16 protein-coding genes and 1 tRNA gene are annotated in these 16893 nt (G+C 69.7%); 11 read left to right on the forward strand and 6 right to left on the reverse strand.

Going from position 1 to position 16893, the window contains the following annotated elements; all coding sequences use genetic code 11:
* The first annotated feature begins 526 nt into the window (after positions 1–526).
* The 6 genes from OG214_RS27190 (at position 527) to OG214_RS27215 (ending at position 5412) form a co-directional block, all read left to right on the forward strand.
* Positions 527–964, forward strand: coding sequence for a DUF3052 domain-containing protein (locus OG214_RS27190; protein ID WP_066944466.1), 438 nt, complete (start codon positions 527–529; stop codon positions 962–964).
* A gap of 247 nt (positions 965–1211) precedes the next feature.
* The gene (locus tag OG214_RS27195; protein ID WP_363079528.1) at positions 1212–1703 is read left to right on the forward strand and encodes a peroxiredoxin; all 492 of its coding nucleotides are present in this window, start codon (positions 1212–1214) and stop codon (positions 1701–1703) included.
* A gap of 262 nt (positions 1704–1965) precedes the next feature.
* Complete coding sequence (locus tag OG214_RS27200; RefSeq protein ID WP_066944470.1) at positions 1966–2541, forward strand: TerD family protein; 576 nt, start codon at positions 1966–1968, stop codon at positions 2539–2541.
* 188 nt (positions 2542–2729) lie between these two features.
* On the forward strand, positions 2730–3305 hold the full coding sequence (locus tag OG214_RS27205; RefSeq protein ID WP_363079527.1) for a TerD family protein: 576 nt from the start codon (positions 2730–2732) through the stop codon (positions 3303–3305).
* Between the two features lie 51 nt (positions 3306–3356).
* Positions 3357–4496 carry a DUF475 domain-containing protein gene (locus tag OG214_RS27210; protein WP_363079526.1) on the forward strand — a complete coding sequence of 380 codons (1140 nt, stop codon included), beginning with the start codon at positions 3357–3359 and terminating at the stop codon, positions 4494–4496.
* A 178-nt stretch (positions 4497–4674) separates the two neighbouring features.
* Complete coding sequence (locus tag OG214_RS27215; protein ID WP_363079525.1) at positions 4675–5412, forward strand: Tellurium resistance; 738 nt, start codon at positions 4675–4677, stop codon at positions 5410–5412.
* A gap of 40 nt (positions 5413–5452) precedes the next feature.
* On the opposite strand, the gene OG214_RS27220 is transcribed toward OG214_RS27215, so the two are convergent.
* The gene (locus OG214_RS27220) at positions 5453–6319 is read right to left on the reverse strand and encodes a TerD family protein (RefSeq protein ID WP_405986216.1); all 867 of its coding nucleotides are present in this window, start codon (positions 6317–6319) and stop codon (positions 5453–5455) included.
* 196 nt (positions 6320–6515) lie between these two features.
* Between OG214_RS27220 and OG214_RS27225 the strand changes: the two genes are divergently transcribed.
* The 3 genes from OG214_RS27225 (at position 6516) to OG214_RS27235 (ending at position 11241) form a co-directional block, all read left to right on the forward strand.
* Positions 6516–7679 (forward strand): HpcH/HpaI aldolase/citrate lyase family protein, encoded by a 1164-nt coding sequence (locus OG214_RS27225; RefSeq protein ID WP_363079523.1) that lies wholly within the window; start codon positions 6516–6518, stop codon positions 7677–7679.
* A gap of 125 nt (positions 7680–7804) precedes the next feature.
* Complete coding sequence (locus OG214_RS27230) at positions 7805–10324, forward strand: phosphoribosyltransferase (RefSeq protein WP_405987628.1); 2520 nt, start codon at positions 7805–7807, stop codon at positions 10322–10324.
* Between the two features lie 107 nt (positions 10325–10431).
* Positions 10432–11241, forward strand: coding sequence for an HAD family hydrolase (locus OG214_RS27235; RefSeq protein WP_405987629.1), 810 nt, complete (start codon positions 10432–10434; stop codon positions 11239–11241).
* A gap of 55 nt (positions 11242–11296) precedes the next feature.
* Here OG214_RS27235 and OG214_RS27240 read toward each other — a convergent pair whose 3' ends face one another.
* The 4 genes from OG214_RS27240 to OG214_RS27255 all read right to left on the reverse strand — a co-directional run bounded on the left by OG214_RS27240 (position 11297) and on the right by OG214_RS27255 (position 14666).
* On the reverse strand, positions 11297–11533 hold the full coding sequence (locus OG214_RS27240; RefSeq protein ID WP_363079522.1) for a zinc ribbon domain-containing protein: 237 nt from the start codon (positions 11531–11533) through the stop codon (positions 11297–11299).
* A gap of 99 nt (positions 11534–11632) precedes the next feature.
* The gene (locus OG214_RS27245) at positions 11633–12307 is read right to left on the reverse strand and encodes a DUF4383 domain-containing protein (RefSeq protein WP_363079521.1); all 675 of its coding nucleotides are present in this window, start codon (positions 12305–12307) and stop codon (positions 11633–11635) included.
* A 65-nt stretch (positions 12308–12372) separates the two neighbouring features.
* The gene (locus OG214_RS27250; protein WP_405986217.1) at positions 12373–13755 is read right to left on the reverse strand and encodes a hypothetical protein; all 1383 of its coding nucleotides are present in this window, start codon (positions 13753–13755) and stop codon (positions 12373–12375) included.
* 137 nt (positions 13756–13892) lie between these two features.
* On the reverse strand, positions 13893–14666 hold the full coding sequence (locus OG214_RS27255; protein WP_363079519.1) for a DUF4097 family beta strand repeat-containing protein: 774 nt from the start codon (positions 14664–14666) through the stop codon (positions 13893–13895).
* A 213-nt stretch (positions 14667–14879) separates the two neighbouring features.
* On the opposite strand from OG214_RS27255, the gene OG214_RS27260 reads away from it, so the two are divergent.
* Positions 14880–14951: transfer RNA gene (locus OG214_RS27260), tRNA-Val, on the forward strand.
* Between the two features lie 15 nt (positions 14952–14966).
* Positions 14967–15956 carry a phosphotransferase family protein gene (locus OG214_RS27265; protein WP_405986218.1) on the forward strand — a complete coding sequence of 330 codons (990 nt, stop codon included), beginning with the start codon at positions 14967–14969 and terminating at the stop codon, positions 15954–15956.
* 18 nt (positions 15957–15974) lie between these two features.
* Here the strand turns inward: OG214_RS27265 and OG214_RS27270 are convergent, their stop codons facing one another.
* Complete coding sequence (locus OG214_RS27270) at positions 15975–16811, reverse strand: nuclease-related domain-containing protein (RefSeq protein ID WP_405986219.1); 837 nt, start codon at positions 16809–16811, stop codon at positions 15975–15977.
* Between the last annotated feature and the right edge of the window lie 82 nt (positions 16812–16893).

Genomic DNA, 16893 nt, shown 5'->3' on the forward strand with positions numbered 1-16893 from the left:
TTGTCCTTCGCTGTTCGGTCGTGTCGTGCCCTGCACACGGTCGATGCGGTGCACGCCGTCGGAATACTGGTGCCACGCGAGCCCGGGGATCCGGGGGTGTCTCACCGGAGCCCCCCGGGAGTGGGCACGCACGCCGCCTCCATCGTGTACCGCTGTGGAGGAAACGTCATCTCTACCGCGGGGTAACCAGGTGTATCCGGAGAATTCCGCCCCGTTCCCGGATTCCGCCTCGGTCAAATCGCAACCTTACGCCCAACCCGTCTATGTGTTTCGTTCGGCCGTTCGGACCTGATTGGCGTACCGAACCGGCATAACATGGCGAAGGAGGAGGAAACGTATGGCCCGCGTTACAGGAGACGGTGGCGAAGTGACAGGAGATGCGGCGAAGAGGCCGGGAACGTCACCGTTTCGGCGGTCTCGGCGGCCGGGTACTTGCGCGATCCGCCCCGCCCGTGTGGACTACGGCCAATGCCCCGCGTACGCGCGGGTCTGAAGCATTTTCCGAAACATGATCAGGAGGCAATCCGTGAGCGCGACCGCGGACCACGCGGAGGAACGGACCAACCTTGCCGCACGGCTGGGGTTCGAACCCGGACAGGTGGTCCAGGAGATCGGCTACGACGACGACGTCGAGCAGGAGCTCCGCGAGTCCATCGAGGCTGTTATTGGCCAGGAGCTCGTCGACGAGGACTACGAGGACGTGGCCGACGCCGTCCTGCTGTGGTTCCGTGACGAGGACGGCGACCTTACGGACGCGCTGGTGGACGCCATCGGTCTGATCGAGGAGGGCGGAGCGGTCTGGCTGCTGACGCCCAAGACCGGCCGTGATGGCTACGTCGAACCGAGCGACATCAACGAGGCCGCCCAGACCGCGGGCCTGTCCCAGACCAAGAGCATCAACGCCGGCAAGGACTGGACCGGCAGCCGGCTCGTCACTCCCAAGGCGGCGAAGTCGAAGCGCTGACCCCGGGCGCCCCTGTGCGGGCGCGAGACGCGGCAGCACCTGCCAAGCAGCCTTGACGGCCCCCGCCGACCTCAGTCGGCGGGGGCCTCGCGCGTCCGGGCCACGCGAGGCCGCCGCCGTGCGCTCCATGGGGAACGGGGACCGATTTCGGAGCACCTGGGATGATCCGGCCCCTTCCGCGGGACCACGGCCTAGGCTGGTCGCCTACGGACGGCACAGGCTCAGCCACGTGAAAGGACGTACTCCCATGGCGATCGAGGTCGGCGCTCCCGCCCCGGACTTCGAACTCAAGGACAACCACGGGCGGACCGTGCGCCTGTCGGACTTCCGCGCGGCCGGGGGCGGGGAGGGCGGTCCGGCCGACGGCGGCAAGAACGTGGTGCTGCTCTTCTATCCCTTCGCCTTCACCGGGGTCTGCACGGGCGAGCTGTGCGCGCTCCGGGACGAGCTGCCCTCCTTCGTCAACGAGGACACCCAGCTCCTCGCCGTATCGAACGACTCCATCCACACCCTGCGCGTCTTCGCCGAACAGGAGGGTCTGGAGTACCCGCTGCTGTCGGACTTCTGGCCGCACGGCGAGGTCTCGCGCGCGTACGGCGTCTTCGACGAGGAGAAGGGATGCGCGCTGCGCGGGACGTTCATCCTGGACAAGGAGGGCGTCGTGCGCTGGAGTGTCCTCAACGGTCTGCCGGACGCCAGGGATCTCGGCGACTACATCAAGGCGCTCGCCGCTCTCTGAGCGCTCTCCGAACCGGTACGGCCGGCCGCCGGGAAACCGGTACGGGCGGCCACCGGACACGCGCTGTACCGGGCGGGCCGGCCAGGCCGGAATCCGGGTCCGGCCCGGCGAAATCGCACAGTGGTGGGGAACCGGTCACTAGGATCCAGTCGTTGATCCGATGCCAACGCTTCAGGGGCGTGCGACCGCGGCGTGAGCCGCCGGCCGGCGGCGGCACCGCCGGTCCACGGTCGCCGGCCCCGAGAAACCAAAAGGAGGACTCGTGGGAGTCAGCCTCAGCAAGGGCGGAAACGTCTCGCTGACCAAGGCCGCGCCCAACCTGACCGCGGTCACCGTGGGTCTGGGCTGGGACGTCCGTACGACCACCGGCAGTGACTTCGACCTCGACGCCAGCGCCCTGCTGACCAACGCCGAGGGCAAGGTCGCCGTCGACGGCAACTTCGTCTTCTTCAACAACCTCAAGAGCCCCGACGGCTCCGTCGAGCACACCGGCGACAACCTCACCGGTGAGGGCGAGGGCGACGACGAGGCGATCAAGGTCAATCTGGCCGCGGTCCCCGCCGATGTCGACAAGATCGTGTTCCCCGTCTCGATCTACGAGGCGGAGAGCCGCCAGCAGTCCTTCGGCCAGGTGCGCAACGCGTTCATCCGCGTCGTCAACCAGGCCGACAACAACGAGCTGGCGCGGTACGACCTGAGCGAGGACGCCTCGACGGAGACCGCGATGGTCTTCGGCGAGCTGTACCGCAACGGCGCGGAGTGGAAGTTCCGCGCCATCGGCCAGGGGTACGCCTCGGGGCTGCGCGGTATCGCGCAGGACTTCGGCGTCAACGTCTGAACCGCTCGTCTTTCCGTGTCCGGCGCCGCACTTTCCGTGCGGCGCCGTACGCGTCTCGGATTCGCTCCGGATTCGTACGCGCATCGGTACGACGGGAGCGGCATGAACAAGGTTTGAAGGGGCAGGACGTCAGGCGCGTCTTGACCTCGCTGCACCGCACCACATCACCTCGGGGAGGACTCACCATCATGGGCGTCACACTCGCCAAGGGAGGCAATGTCTCCCTCTCCAAGGCCGCACCCAATCTCACCCAGGTGCTGGTCGGGCTCGGCTGGGATGCGCGATCCACCACCGGAGCGCCCTTCGACCTCGACGCCAGCGCCCTGCTGTGCCAGTCGGGGCGGGTGCTCGGCGACGAGTGGTTCATCTTCTACAACAATCTGACGAGCCCCGACGGATCCGTCGAGCACACCGGTGACAATCTGACGGGTGAGGGCGACGGCGACGACGAGTCCCTGATTGTCGACCTCTCCAAGGTGCCGGCCAGCTGCGACAAGATCGTCTTTCCGGTCTCGATCCATGAGGCCGACAATCGCGGCCAGACATTCGGGCAGGTCAGCAATGCCTTCATCCGGGTGGCCAATCAGGCCGACGGTCAGGAACTGGCGCGGTACGACCTGAGTGAGGACGCCTCCACGGAAACGGCGATGATCTTCGGCGAGCTGTACCGCTATGGCGGCGAGTGGAAGTTCCGGGCCGTGGGACAGGGGTACGCGTCGGGGCTGAGGGGCATCGCTCTAGACTTCGGGGTCAACGTTTCGTAAAGCAGTAGTCTGCACGGGGGAAAACCCGTTAATCACCAGATGAGGTAGCCAGTGATCCTGAAAACCTTCGGCTGGTCGTTCGCCATCACGGCGGTCGGCCTCGCCTTCGCGGCCTGGCAGTGGGGGTGGGAGGCGTTCGGGATCGTACTGATCCTGTCGATCCTTGAGATCTCGCTGTCGTTCGACAACGCGGTTGTCAACGCCGGAGTCCTGAAGAAGATGAATGCCTTCTGGCAGAAGATCTTCCTTACGGTCGGCATCCTCATCGCGGTGTTCGGTATGCGACTGGTGTTCCCCGTCGTGATCGTGGCCATCAGCGCCAAGGTCGGGCCGATCGACGCCGTACAGCTCGCGCTCGACGATCCGGACCGGTACAAGTCCCTTGTCACCGACGCCCATCCGGCCATCGCCGCCTTCGGCGGTATGTTCCTGTTGATGATCTTCCTCGACTTCATCTTCGAGGAGCGGGACATCAAGTGGCTGGGCTGGCTGGAGCGTCCGCTGGCCAAGCTCGGCAAGGTCGACATGCTGTCGGTCTGCATCGCGCTGATCGTGCTTCTGGCCACGGCTCTGACCTTCGCCACCCACGCCCACACCAGCACCGGGTATCAGGACAAGTCCTCCACCGTGCTGCTCGCCGGTGTCGCGGGACTGATCACCTATCTCGTCGTCGGCGGTCTCTCGGGCTACTTCGAGAACCGGCTGGAGGAGCAGGAGGAGCACGAACAAGAGGAGGAGGAGAAGGCCAAGGCCGAGGGCAAGAGCGTCTCGGCGGTCGGGCTGGCCGGCAAGGCGGCGTTCTTCCTCTTCCTCTATCTGGAAGTGCTGGACGCGTCCTTCTCCTTCGACGGGGTCATCGGCGCCTTCGCCATCACCAACCACATCTTCTGGATGGCGCTGGGCCTCGGTATCGGCGCGATGTACGTCCGGTCCCTCACTGTCTACCTCGTCCGCCAGGGCACCCTGGACGACTATGTGTATCTGGAGCACGGCGCGCACTACGCGATCGGTGCGCTGGCCGTGATCCTGCTGGTCACCATTGAGCACTCGATCAATGAAGTCATCACCGGTCTGATCGGTGTTGTCCTGATTGCGGCCTCTTTCTGGTCATCGGTGCGCAGGAACCGAGCGCTGGAAGCGGCGGGCGGCGACAAGGACCCCGACGACGACAAGGCGGCGCTGAGCGTCTGAGGTGGCGTCGTACGGCTGAGCCGTGCGCCGGTGAGCCCTCTGGTGAGCCGGTCCTCCGAGGTGTGACCCGGAGGGGATTTCGGGAACGCTCTGGACGGGGCGGCCGTGAGGCGGAAGCCTGACGGCCGCCCCGTTGTTCCGTGTGCTGGTGGCGAGTTGACGACAGGGGTGGGCGGGCATGGCCTTCTGGGACAATCTGTGGCAGGGAAGGGCGTCGAATTTCGATTCGGGGAGCGCCGGGTCCAACTCCATCGAGCTGACCAGGCGACGTCCTTCGGTCTCGCTCTCCAAGCAGGGCGCGGCCACGGGCAATCTGCGGGTCAATCTCTCCTGGCGGATGCGTACGTCCGACATCGAGGACCGGTCCCGGCAGGGCAGTTCGCTGCTGCGGCACCCGTTCAAGCTCTTCAAGCCCGATGTGGTGCAGGCCCATACCCAGGGCATGGTCAATGTGGACCTCGATCTGGGCTGTATGTACGAGCTGACCAATGGCAGCAAGGGTGTGGTGCAGCCACTGGGCGACTTCCTCGGGGATCTCAACGACGCGCCGTACGTCAAGCTCAGCGGCGACGACAGGTTCGGCTCCGGCTCCGGCGAGACGATCTATGTCAATCTCGATCACTGGGAGGAGATCAAGCGGCTGCTGGTCTTCGTCTACATCTACGACCAGACGCCGGCCTTCGACCGTACGCACGCCCATGTGACCCTCTACCCGAGCAGCGGTCCCCGGATCGAGATCGCACTCGACGAGGACGCGCCGCAGGCCCGCTCCTGCGCGGTGTTCTCGGTGGAGAACGTCAAGGGGGAGCTGATCGTGCGCCGCGAGGTGAAGTTCGTCTACGGCTTCCAGGCGGAGCTGGACCGGCTGTACGGCTGGGGCCTCCAGTGGGGGCGCGGCTACAAGACGAAGACCTGACCCGGCGGCCCCGGTGCTACTGGCGGACGAGGCCCCGGCGTCACTGGCGGATGAACTGCGGTCCCATCGGGGGCAGCCGGAAGTTCGGATCGGGCGCGGGAGCCGCCGCGGCGGCGGGCCCCGGATAGCCGTAGGCGGGCTGCGGCCGGGGCGCCGCCACCGGCTGCGGATAGCCGTAGGTGGGCGGTGCCGAGGGCAGTGCGGGCTGCGGGTAGCCGTACGCGGGCGCCATCGGCTGGGTGGGCGGCTGGGCCGGGGGCGGCGGCACCTGCGGCGGGATCTGTACAGGCGGCTCGGCGACCAGCGTGGCGCCGGGATCGGGAGAGGGGGCGCGGGCGGGCGACCGCTCGTCCGTGGACTCCTCCGTCTCGTCCACCGAGATGCCGAACGCGGTGGCCAGACCGACCAGACCGGTCGGATACCCCTGGCCCACCGCGCGGAATTTCCAGCCTTCCCCGCGCCGGTACAGCTCACCGCAGATGATCGCGGTCTCCTCGCCGGTCTCCGGCCGTACGTCGAAGACCGCCAGCGGCTCGCCGTCGGCCGAGGCCGCGTCGTAGAGCAGGATCCGCAGATCACTGACATGCTGGAAGCTCGCGCCGTCGGAGGAGGCCGCGAGCACCACCTGGTCGACGGAGGCGTCGAGAGCCGCGAGATCGGCCTCGACGGTATCGGTCAGCGCCTCGCCGACCTGCTTCTTGGGCAGCCGCCGGACCACCCCCGACGGATGCCGGGGCTGGTTGTAGAAGACGAAGTCCTCGTCGGAACGCACCCGGCCGCCGGGCCCGAGCAGCAGGGCGGAGGCATCCACATCCGGGACCCCGGCACCCGGGGACCACCGCAGCACGGCTCGTACGGCCATGGCGTCGAGGGGGACGTTCGAGCCCTTCAGCATCGCGTGCGTCATGCCAGTCATCCTGCCTTCCCGTCACCCGTACGGACAACGCGGGGGCGGCCCGATCCATCCACTACACCAAGGACATGGGCGCGAAGCGGACGAGTTACCTGGATTTCATGAGCCGTGGGAACTCTTGACACCAGTCCGTACGTACTATTACCGGCCACATGCCCAACCGGCCACATCGGCAGTACGGGGGATTCACATGCGTCATTTCGGGCATATCCCGCCCGCTGCCCGGGAGGGTCTGTTCCATCAGGAGCCGTGCGAGTTCACCGCGGGGTCTCCGGCCCCTCTCCTGGCTGCAGCTCTCGGGGCCACGCTCTACTGCCCGGCCACCCGGCCGCGGCTCGCCGACGACGTGGTGAAGCAGACCGGGCGCGGAGTCGTCTCCATGGTGCTCTGCCTGGAGGATTCCATCCATGACTCCGAGGTCGAGTCGGCCGAGGCCAATCTGGTCCGGCAGTTCGCCGATCTCGACGGGCGGGGCGTCGCCACACCGCTGCTCTTCATCCGGGTCCGCGAACCGGGACAGATTTCCGATCTTGCCCGGCGGATGGGCTCCTCGATCCGGCTGCTGTCCGGATTTGTACTGCCGAAGTTCACCGAGGAGCGCGGGACGCCCTTTCTGGAGGCGCTCGCGGAGGCGGAGAGTGCCACCGGCCATCAGCTCTACGCGATGCCGGTGCTGGAATCGCCCGAGCTGCTGCATCTGGAGACCAGGACCAAGACCCTCACCGGGATCGCCAACGCCGTCGACAAGTACCGCGACCGTGTGCTCGCGCTGCGACTCGGTGTCACCGACTTCTGTTCCGCGTACGGGCTGCGCAGATCGCCCGATATGACCGCGTACGACGTGCGTATCGTGGCGGGTGTCATCGCGGACGTGGTCAATGTGCTGGGCCGCGCGGACGGCTCGGGCTTCACGATCACCGGCCCGGTGTGGGAGTACTTCCGACTGCAGGAACGTATGTTCAAGCCCCAGCTGCGGCGCAGCCCCTTCCTCGAAGGCCGCGCGGAGGAGCTGCGTACGGCCCTGATCGAGCACGACATCGACGGGCTGCTGCGCGAGATCGAACTCGACCGGGCCAACGGGCTGCTGGGCAAGACCTGTATCCACCCCTCCCATGTGCCGCCCGTCCACGCGCTGTCGGTGGTCAGCCATGAGGAGTTCAGCGACGCACGGGACATCCTGCGGCCGGAACGGGACGGGGGCGGGGTGCTGCGCTCGGCGTACACGAACAAGATGAACGAGGTGAAGCCCCACCGCGCCTGGGCCGAGCGCACGCTTCAGCGGGCCGAGGTCTTCGGGGTCGCGCGCGAGGACGTCGGGTTCGTGGAGCTGCTCACCGCCGGTCTGGGCGAATGAGCGGGCTGGAACGGTCCGTGGAGACGGCCCTGGAGACGGCCGTGGTGGAGTCCGTGGGTCCGGTGGTGATGTCCCCGGGGAAGGATCCGGTGGGGACGTCCGCGGGGAAGGAAGAGAACACCGGGATGGTCTGGTCGGGCACCTGGGTCGCCGAGCGGCTCGGAGTCCAGCTCGCGGGCGGCGAGGAACTGAGGGATCTGCTGGGACTGGCTCTGCGCCGCAACCCCAAGCGGGCCCATCTCCTTGTCTCGAATGTGCTGGGCAAACATGTACCGCAACGGCCGCGTGTCGTATACGGGACAGGCGTCGAACTGGGCGAGCGGGTACGGGAACTGCTCGGCGCGGAGGTGGCGCGCGCGGTCGTCCTCGGCTACGCGGAGACCGCGACCGGCCTCGGCCACGCGGTCGCGGACGGCGTGCGGCACGCGCCGTATCTCCACTCCACGCGCCGGCCGGTGCCGGGAGTGGCGCGGGCGGGCGGTTTCGAGGAGTCGCACTCGCACGCCACCTCGCATCTGCTGCTGCCCGAGGACCCCGCGCTGCTCGCCTCGGACGGCCCGCTGGTCCTCGTCGACGACGAGTTCTCCACGGGGAACACCGTCCTCAACACCATCCTCGCGCTCCATGAGCGCTATCCGCGCGGCTGGTATGTGATCGTCGCCCTGGTCGACATGCGCTCGGCGGCCGACCAGGGCCGGCTGGCGGACTTCGCCGAACGGATCGGCGCGCGCGTGGATCTGATCACGCTCGCCTCGGGGACGGTGCTCCTGCCGGACGGTGTGCTGGAGAAGGGCCGCGCGCTGGTCGCGGAACACGAGAGCGCGGCGCCGGCGGCGAGCGCGCCGGCGGCCGGGGCGGTACGGGTGGAGCTGGACTGGCCGGCCGGGGTACCGGACGGCGGACGTCATGGCTTCACCCCGGCCCACCGGGCCCGGCTGGAGTCCGCGCTGCCCGCCCTGGCCGCCGCCCTGGCCGACCGGCTCGCGGGCGCCGGGCGGGTCCTCGTCCTCGGCTTCGAGGAGCTGATGTACGCCCCGCTGCGGCTGGCCGAGGCGCTGGAGCGCGTCTGCGACGCGGAGGTGCGGTACTCCACCACCACCCGGTCCCCGGTGCTGGCCGTGGACGACCCCGGATACGCCATACGCAGCCGTCTCGTCTTCCCCGCCCACGACACCGCCGCCTTCCCGGACGGCGACGGCACCGGCGACCGGTACGCCTACAACGTCGCTGGCGGTGGCTTCGACGCCGTGGTCGCGGTGGTCGACTCCCTCGCGGACTCACCGGAGTTGCACGGCCCGGACGGACTGCTGGCTCAACTGGCCGTCCACATACCGCGCGTGGTCCTGGCGGTCGTGCCCGCGTACCTCCCGGGACCCGCCAGCGACGCCTCCGCCCGCGACGCCTCGGCCCGCGACGCTTCTCCGCACGCCCCCTCTCCGTACGCCTCCTCTTCGCACGACGCCGAACGGCAGGAATCCCCCATGCTGCCCGAACCCCTTCGCGGGCCCGCCTTCTCCTCCTACGCGCCCGAGGACGTGGGCTGGCTCCTCCAGGACCTCTCCGACGTGGAGCTGGAGGCCCCGACGGAGGAGCGCGAGGAGGCGATCCAGAGCGGTGGCGCGCACTACGCCGAGTCCCTCCCGGTCGAGTACCAGCCGAGCGCCGAGTACCAGGAGCTGTTCCTCTCCGCCCTGGAGTCCTCGGCGGCCCGGATCGCGCACGCCGTCGGCACCGTCACCGAGACCGTGCTCGCCGAGCGGACGTCCCGTCCCGTCCTGGTCTCCCTGGCCCGCGCCGGCACCCCCGTCGGCGTACTGATGCGCCGCTGGGCCCAGCGGCGGCACGGCCTGGATCTGCCGCACTACGCCGTCTCCATCGTGCGCGGCCGGGGCATCGACACCAACGCCCTGCGCTGGCTCGCCACCCACCACGACCCCGCCGATGTCGTCTTCGTCGACGGCTGGACGGGCAAGGGCGCGATCACCCGCGAACTGGCCGACGCCCTGGCCGAGTTCGAGCGCTCCCACCCCCGGTTCACCGGCTTCAGCCCCGAGATCGCCGTCCTCGCCGACCCGGGCGGCTGTGTACGGACCTACGGCACCCGCGAGGACTTCCTCATCCCCTCCGCCTGCCTCAACTCGACGGTCTCCGGGCTGATCTCCCGTACCGTCCTGCGGGCCGACCTGGTCGGACCGTACGACTTCCACGGCGCCAAGCACTACCGCGAACTCGCCGGCGCCGATGTCTCGATCCACTTCCTGGACACCGTCGCGGCCCACTTCGGGGAGGTCGTGGACGCCGTGGACGCGGAGGTCAAGGAACTGCTCGCGGCGGACCGGGCGCCCACCTGGGAGGGCTGGGCGGCGGTCGAGCGGATCAGCGAGGAGTACGGCATCCACGATGTGAACCTCGTCAAGCCGGGCGTCGGCGAGACGACCCGGGTCCTGCTGCGCCGGGTGCCCTGGAAGATCCTCGCCCAGCGCGGCGCGGGCCAGGACCTCGACCATGTCCGGCTGCTGGCGCGGCAGCGGGGCGTGCCGGTGGAGGAGGTCGACGGTCTTCCGTACACCTGCGTCGGGCTGATCCACCCGAAGTACACCCGTGGCGCGACCGGAGCGGACGGCAAGGCGGTGACCGCGCCGTGAACGCTCATCCGGTCGTGGGCGCCCGTACGCCGGACGAAGCCCCGGTCCTGGTCGCGAGCGATCTGGACCGTACGCTCATCTACTCGGCCGCCGCGCTCCAGCTCCCGATGCCGGACGCCGAGGCACCACGGCTGCTCTGTGTCGAGGTGTACGGGAGCAAGCCGCTGTCGTACATGACGGAGACGGCGGCCGGGCTGCTCGAACGGCTCGCCCGTACGGCCCTCTTCGTGCCGACCACCACCCGCACCCCGGAGCAGTACGGGCGTGTCCGTCTGCCGGGTCCCGCGCCGCGGTTCGCGATCTGCGCCAACGGCGGGCGTCTCCTGGTCGACGGTGTGTCCGACCCGGACTGGCAGGACCGGGTGGCCGGCCGGCTCGCCGGCGAGTGCGCCCCCCTCGCCGAGGTCCGGGCCCATCTGCTCGCCGCCGCCGACCCGGCGTGGCTCCTCAAGGAGCGGATCGCGGAAGACCTCTTCGCCTATCTGGTCGTCGACCGCGCTCTGCTGCCCCAGGGTTGGGTGAAGGAACTGTCCGAGTGGGCGGAGGGGCGCGGCTGGACGGTCTCTCTTCAGGGCCGCAAGATCTACGCCGTACCGCGGCCGCTCACCAAGAGCGCCGCGATGCGCGAGGTCGCCCGCAGGACGGGAGCCGGACTCACCCTCGCCGCCGGGGACTCACTGCTCGACGCCGATCTGCTGCTGGCCGCGGACCGGGCCTGGCGCCCGGGGCACGGCGAACTGGCCGACACGGGCTGGAGCGCTCCGCACGTGGACGTACTGGAGGAGACGGGCGTCGCGGCGGGCGAGGAGATCCTGCGCCGCTTCGGTGCCGCGGTGGCCCGGAGCGGCGAGGCCAGGGGCCTGGCGCGGGACGGCGCGCGGGACGGTGCGGAGGACAGTTCGCGGGACGCGGCCTGACCGTCGCGCCGCGCCGTACGCCTACGCTCCACGCCCCGCACGTACGGTCAACCGCTCAACCGCAGCAGCCACCGCCGCAGCATCCTCCGCCGCCACCGCCGGTCGCGGGGGCCGGACCGGGGGAGCCGGCGGATCCGGCCCTGGCGGTTCCGCCGACCGCGACGGTGGAGAGGAGCTTCACGGTGTCGTCGTGGCCCGAGGGGCATGCCGCCGGGGCGGCGGACTCGGACATCGGGCGGGAGAGCTCGAAGGTGTCACCACAGGAGCGGCAGCGGTACTCGTAGCGAGGCATGGCCTCAGGCTATCCGGCGGGGGCGGCGGACGGCGAGGTCCGCCGGCGGTGGAGCTGTTGTTCGGGGTGGCGGCTCGTGGCGTGGCGGCTCGTGGCGGCTCAGCGACCGGGCCCTGAGCCCTGGTCGCCGCCCTGGTACGACTCCGGGCCCCGGTACGGCTCGGGTGCCTGCTCATGCTCGTACTGATAGTCGTGACCGTGCAGATGCCCGTAGCCATGGCCATGGCTCCGTACGTGTTCGATCTTGGCGCGCAGGCGCCGCTCGTGCTCCGCCTGCTCGGGATGTCGGGCCCGCCAGTAGGGATTGTCGTGCGGCAGGCTGCCGCTGACTCTTCCGTACATGCCGAAGAACATCAGCAACAGCCCCACCACAAAGCTGAACAGCACGTTCGGCATATGGAAGGCGAGGAAGTTGTAACTGGTGTCCAGCAGCGCGAGATTGACGAAGCCGCTGGCGATGAAGAGGACCCCGAGGACCATGTTCAGGGTCGAGGCGAGATTCCCGCCGACCACCATTCCGGCCAGGAGCAGCAGCCCGACACAGATGGACAGCACGCTCAGCGCGCCATTGGTGTTCAGACCCGCGACCCTGTCGCCGCCGGTGTCGAAGAAGCCGATCTTGTTGATCAGTCCGAGAATGCCGAAGACGATCAGGATCAGACCCATCACTCCGGCGCCGATCCGGTAGATCTGGTTCAGCCGGTGGTCGACGGGGAGCTGTTCATCGAGCCTGACACGCCGCCGAGGGGGGCGGCGGAGCGCTTGGGTGGCCATCAGTGGCCTCCTTTGGCGTTCGCGTAGTACCCACCAGCATCCGCCCACCCCGGGCAGGGGACAAATCAGGCGCCGTGCCCGGCCGCCGCGCCGCGCTGCTCGCGGATGTCCGAGACCACCCGCGCCACGGTGTTCCGTACGGCCTCGGTCTCGGTCAGGAAGTGCCAGTAGTCGGGATGGCGCCCCTCCAGCGCCTCCACCGCGCGCTCCAGTCGGGCCACCGAGTCGTCCAGCGGACGGGCGTGCCGGGGCTCGGGCGTATGGCGTCCGGTCATGGCCAGGCGCTGGGCGTCCCGGATCGCGAAGCGCGTACGGTCGATCTCCTGCTGGGGGTCCTTCGACACGGCGTTCAGCCGCCGCAGCCGGTCACCGGCGGCGGAGACCGCCTCGTCCGTGCCGTTCAGCAGGGCCCGTGCCGTACTGAGCAGCGAGGTCGCGTCCGCCCACCGCTGCTCCTCGCGCGCCTTGACCGCTTCCTTCAGCTTCTCCTCGGCCTGGTGGACGCTGGTCGCGGCATGGTCGGGCACATGCTGGAGGTCCTGCCAGCACGCGGCGGTGAAACGGCGGCGCAGCTCGCTGAGGACGGGCTCCACGGAGCCGGCGCGGGTCGTCAGGGCCTGGGCGCGGGTGCGCAGCGAGACCAGCCGGCGGTCTATCTCCTGGGCGCGCTCGGGCAGCCGCTCCGCCTCGACCCGTACGGCCTCGGCGTCGCGCAGCACCCGGTCGGCGCGCTGGAGCGTCTCCGCCACACCGTGCTGTCCCGCCCCCTGGTTGAGCTTGGTCAGCTCGGGGCCGAGCGCGGCGAGCCGGGCGGCGAGATCGTCCGCGCGCAGTCCGGAGGCGCGTACCGCGTCGAGAGCGTTGCTCGCGGCGAGAAGCGCCTGCCGCGCCCGCTCCACGGCGGGCGCCAGCCGCGCGAGCTGGGTCTCGGCCTTGTCGAGCAGCGGTCCGAGCCCCCGCTCGAAGCGGTCCAGCTCGCCCTTGACCCGGTCCAGGTCCTCCTTGGCCTTGGTCAGCTCGCCCCGGGCCCTGGACGCGACGGAGGGCTCCAGATCGTCGCGGTCCAGGTCGTGCGCGTCGACGGCGGTGATATAGGTGTGGCTCACCTCGTCGATACGCTCCCCCAGCGCCGCGAAGTCCGCGACGGCCTTACGGGCTCCCGGCGAACTGTCCACCGCCGTGATCGTCTCTATCGAGATCCGCAGATCGCGCTGGGCCGTGTCCAGCTCGTAGAAGGAGGCCGCGGCTGCGTCCTTCGCGGCCTGGGCGTCGGCGCGCTGGCTCTCGCCGCGACCGCCGAACCAGCGCCGCGTACCGCCGCCGGCGAAGGTGACCGGCAGCGCGGCGGCGATCAACGGCACCGGCAGCAGCATCAGCGTGAGGACATCACGGACGGCACTCGCCTTAGCTTGGGCTCTTGCGTGCGGCTGTGCGTGTGTCGCCGTCACATCCCTCTCCCGTGCCGAATCCGCCCTGCCTGGTCCATTCTCCCACCAGGTAAGGACGAACACACGGGCCTGTTAGTTCGCGCTTCCCGCGCGCGTTTCGGGGTCGGCGGGTCCGGGCTCCGGTCCGGGTCGGTGCCTCAGTCCGCGGTCCGCACGGTGATCTTCCCGTTGTCGCTGCGGGCCTTCACCACATGGGCGCTGTTCCTGTCGGTCCGTACGTCCACGTCGACATCGCTGTTGTCGCTCGTCGCCGTCACCGCGTACGCCGTCCTCGACCTGGGCAGATCGATCACGATCCGGCCGTTGTCGCTGACGGTGTCCACGGTGTCGGGTACGGCGCTCAGCCCGAGGCGCACGGATCCGTTGTCGGACTTCGCGGCGACGGTCCTGGCGGAGAGGCCCTCCGCCGTGATCTTCCCGTTGTCGCTCTCCAGATCGACGGGCCCGCTGGAGTCCCGGACGGTCACCGATCCGTTGTCCGACGTCAGCTTCAGTCCGGTGTCGAAGCCGGTGGCGACGATCTCCCCGTTGTCCCCGTTCACCGTCACCGCCACCCCGCGCGGCACCCTCACCTCGTGCAGCGCCTCGCAGTCGCTGGCGATCGCCCGGCATCTCACCTGGAGCGAGAGCCTGTCGTCGGTCATCTTCCAGCTCGCGTCGGGCCCGCTCCCGGCGAACACCCAGCCGGCGACCCGCCGGGTCACCTCGACCCTCTTCACATCGGCGGAGACCAGCTCGACACCGGAGTCCCCGGCCTCGATCGTCAGCGTCTTCCCGCTCAGCGCGAAGGACTTCGTCTCGGCGGGGGCGTCCGACGCGTCCGTACCACCGCATCCGGCGACGGCGAGCACGGCGAGAAGGGCCCCGCCGGGGGCGAGAAGCGTACGGGTGCGGTTACGGCGTGCGGCCACGGTGATCGTCCCCCAGGGAGTGCGTGTCCAGTACGCGTCCAGTGCGCGTCTTGGCTGTGCCCTCACCGTAGGGACGAACGACGCGCGGACCGATCCGGCCGCCCACCGTCTCGGTGGTGGGGATACCCCCCGTACCGCTTCCGGCGCCCTGTAGCGCTCCTGGCCCGTTTGCGGCCGTGCCCCCTCCGCCATGTACGCTGTTCCCTCATCCACGGGTGCGTAGCTCAGGGGTAGAGCGCTACTCTTACAAAGTAGATGTCGGCGGTTCGAAACCGTCCGCGCCCACCGTGCTGACCAGAAATGGCAGATGTGGCAGTCGCAGCGGATACGCCTGAGTCCTTCCCGTCGCACACGGGCAGCAGGCGTATCCCCTGGAGCGGTCTGCCCCGGTCCGTGTCGGCCAGGATCGAGGACGTACTCCAGGGCACGGTGACCGCGGCCCACAGCCAGCAGGGCGGTTTCTCCGACGGTCTCGCGGTCCGGCTGGAGCTGTCCGACGGCCGCAGGGCCTTCGCCAAGGCCGTCGACGCGGTGGCCGCACCGGGGGTGGGGGCCTTCCACCGCCGGGAGATCGGGGTGGCGGGCGGACTGCCCTCCGGAGTGCCCGCGTCCCGGCTGCTGGGGTCCTTCGACGACGGTGAGTGGGTGGCGCTGGTCTTCGAGGACATCGACGGCGCGCTGCCCGCGCAGCCATGGCGCGAGACCGAACTGGAACGGGTGCTCGACGCCCTCACCGGCCTGGCGGAACGGCTCACGCCCGCGCCCTCGCTCGAACCGACCCTCGCGGCGCCGCGGTTGGGCGGCTGGGCCCGGCTGGCGGACGATCCCCGGGCGCTGGCGAGGCTGCCCGAGGTCGCGCCCGCGGCAGCCGAGGAGCTGGATCTGCATCTGGCCCTGGAGACGCGTCTTGCCGAGGCGACCACCGGGGAGACGCTGACGCACGGGGACCTGTATCCGTTCAACGTCCTGCTCACGGCGGACCGTGTCGTCGTCGTGGACTGGCCGCACGCCTGGATCGGGCCCGCCTACGCCGACCTGGTGATGCTTCTCAGCAGCGTGGCGCTGAGCGGGATCGACCCGGAGCCCTACGCCGTACGGCATCCGCTGCTGACCGGCGTCGATCCCGAGGCGGTCGACGTTCTCATCTCGGCGCAGGCGGGGTTCCTGCTGTCCATCGCCTGCTCGGTGGATTCGACCGCGGATCCGCGGCTGGTGCGCATGATGACGGAACTGGGCCGGGCCTCCCTGCGCTGGCTGTCCATCCGTGGACGGACCAAGGGCCAGAGCTAGAGCCAGCCGGCGCCAGAGCTAGAGCCAGGTTCCGCGGCTGCGCGCGACGGCGTGGACGGATGCGATCTCGGCCGGTCCGAGGGCGCCCTTGCGGCGTCGGAAGGCCGTGATCTCGCGGTGCTGGATCGCCTCCACGTCCTGTAACGAGGAGACGACCTCGACCTTGGCCGGAGCGACGAACACCAGCACCGGACTCACCGCGACCGGGAAGCCGCATGCCCTGGTCAGCACCCTGGACGCCCTGCGGCCCTCATGCCGGCTGTTGCGTACGTAAGGGTGCCCGGGACCGCCGTTGACCTTGACCACGTCGTCGCCCACCCAGACCCGGGCGTCCCGGAAGTGCTTGGTGTTGAGGCAGTAGACGCCCCCGGGCCCGATCAGGAGGTGATCGATGTCCGCGCCACTCGGCAGCGGGACGGAGTGCAGTGCCAGCCACCCCCGGGCCTTGAGCCGGTCCAGCTCGGCACCGACGATCCGCTCCCCGGCGAGCCCCTTCCGCCAGGGGGCACTCACGTCCTCCTGGCCCGACAGCCGCAACAGCAGCCGGCCGAACCAGGACGGGGAGTCCGCCAACCGTCCGAGTAACTGCGTACCCGGACGGTTCAGGGCCAGATCGTCGGCCGGGGCGGGAGGGGACGGCGGCGCGGGCGGCTCCGGTGCGTGGGACGCGAGGGAGACGGAGGCGGCGAGATAGGGGGCCAGCACATCCAGGACCTGATCCCGGTAGGAGACATCGAGCACTTCGAGATGCCCGGCCCTGCGGTCGTACCACGCGACGCTCTCACCCCCGACGACCCCGACATAGAGCCGGTCGTGCCCGTACCGCTTCCACGGCCTGACCACCAACTCGCCCATCCCCGCCCCCCGGTGACGACGTCACATCCCCCCCGTGATGGGACCAGCTTCCGCGCCGAGCGACAAGAAGGCGTCGGGGAAG

Origin of the sequence: Streptomyces sp. NBC_00872, assembly GCF_045161915.1 — a bacterium.
Classification (GTDB): domain Bacteria; phylum Actinomycetota; class Actinomycetes; order Streptomycetales; family Streptomycetaceae; genus Streptomyces.

Excerpts from the sequence above, each read along its gene's own strand:
- OG214_RS27225 (WP_363079523.1), top strand. The coding sequence starts at position 6,516 with ATGCGTCATTTCGGGCATATCCCGCCCGCTGCCCGGGAGGGTCTGTTC.
- OG214_RS27215 (WP_363079525.1), top strand. The coding sequence starts at position 4,675 with ATGGCCTTCTGGGACAATCTGTGGCAGGGAAGGGCGTCGAATTTCGAT.
- OG214_RS27270 (WP_405986219.1), bottom strand. The coding sequence starts at position 16,811 with ATGGGCGAGTTGGTGGTCAGGCCGTGGAAGCGGTACGGGCACGACCGG.
- OG214_RS27195 (WP_363079528.1), top strand. The coding sequence starts at position 1,212 with ATGGCGATCGAGGTCGGCGCTCCCGCCCCGGACTTCGAACTCAAGGAC.
- OG214_RS27245 (WP_363079521.1), bottom strand. The coding sequence starts at position 12,307 with ATGGCCACCCAAGCGCTCCGCCGCCCCCCTCGGCGGCGTGTCAGGCTC.
- OG214_RS27265 (WP_405986218.1), top strand. The coding sequence starts at position 14,967 with ATGGCAGATGTGGCAGTCGCAGCGGATACGCCTGAGTCCTTCCCGTCG.
- OG214_RS27240 (WP_363079522.1), bottom strand. The coding sequence starts at position 11,533 with ATGCCTCGCTACGAGTACCGCTGCCGCTCCTGTGGTGACACCTTCGAG.
- OG214_RS27220 (WP_405986216.1), bottom strand. The coding sequence starts at position 6,319 with ATGACGCACGCGATGCTGAAGGGCTCGAACGTCCCCCTCGACGCCATG.
- OG214_RS27235 (WP_405987629.1), top strand. The coding sequence starts at position 10,432 with ATGCCGGACGCCGAGGCACCACGGCTGCTCTGTGTCGAGGTGTACGGG.
- OG214_RS27205 (WP_363079527.1), top strand. The coding sequence starts at position 2,730 with ATGGGCGTCACACTCGCCAAGGGAGGCAATGTCTCCCTCTCCAAGGCC.
- OG214_RS27230 (WP_405987628.1), top strand. The coding sequence starts at position 7,805 with ATGGTCTGGTCGGGCACCTGGGTCGCCGAGCGGCTCGGAGTCCAGCTC.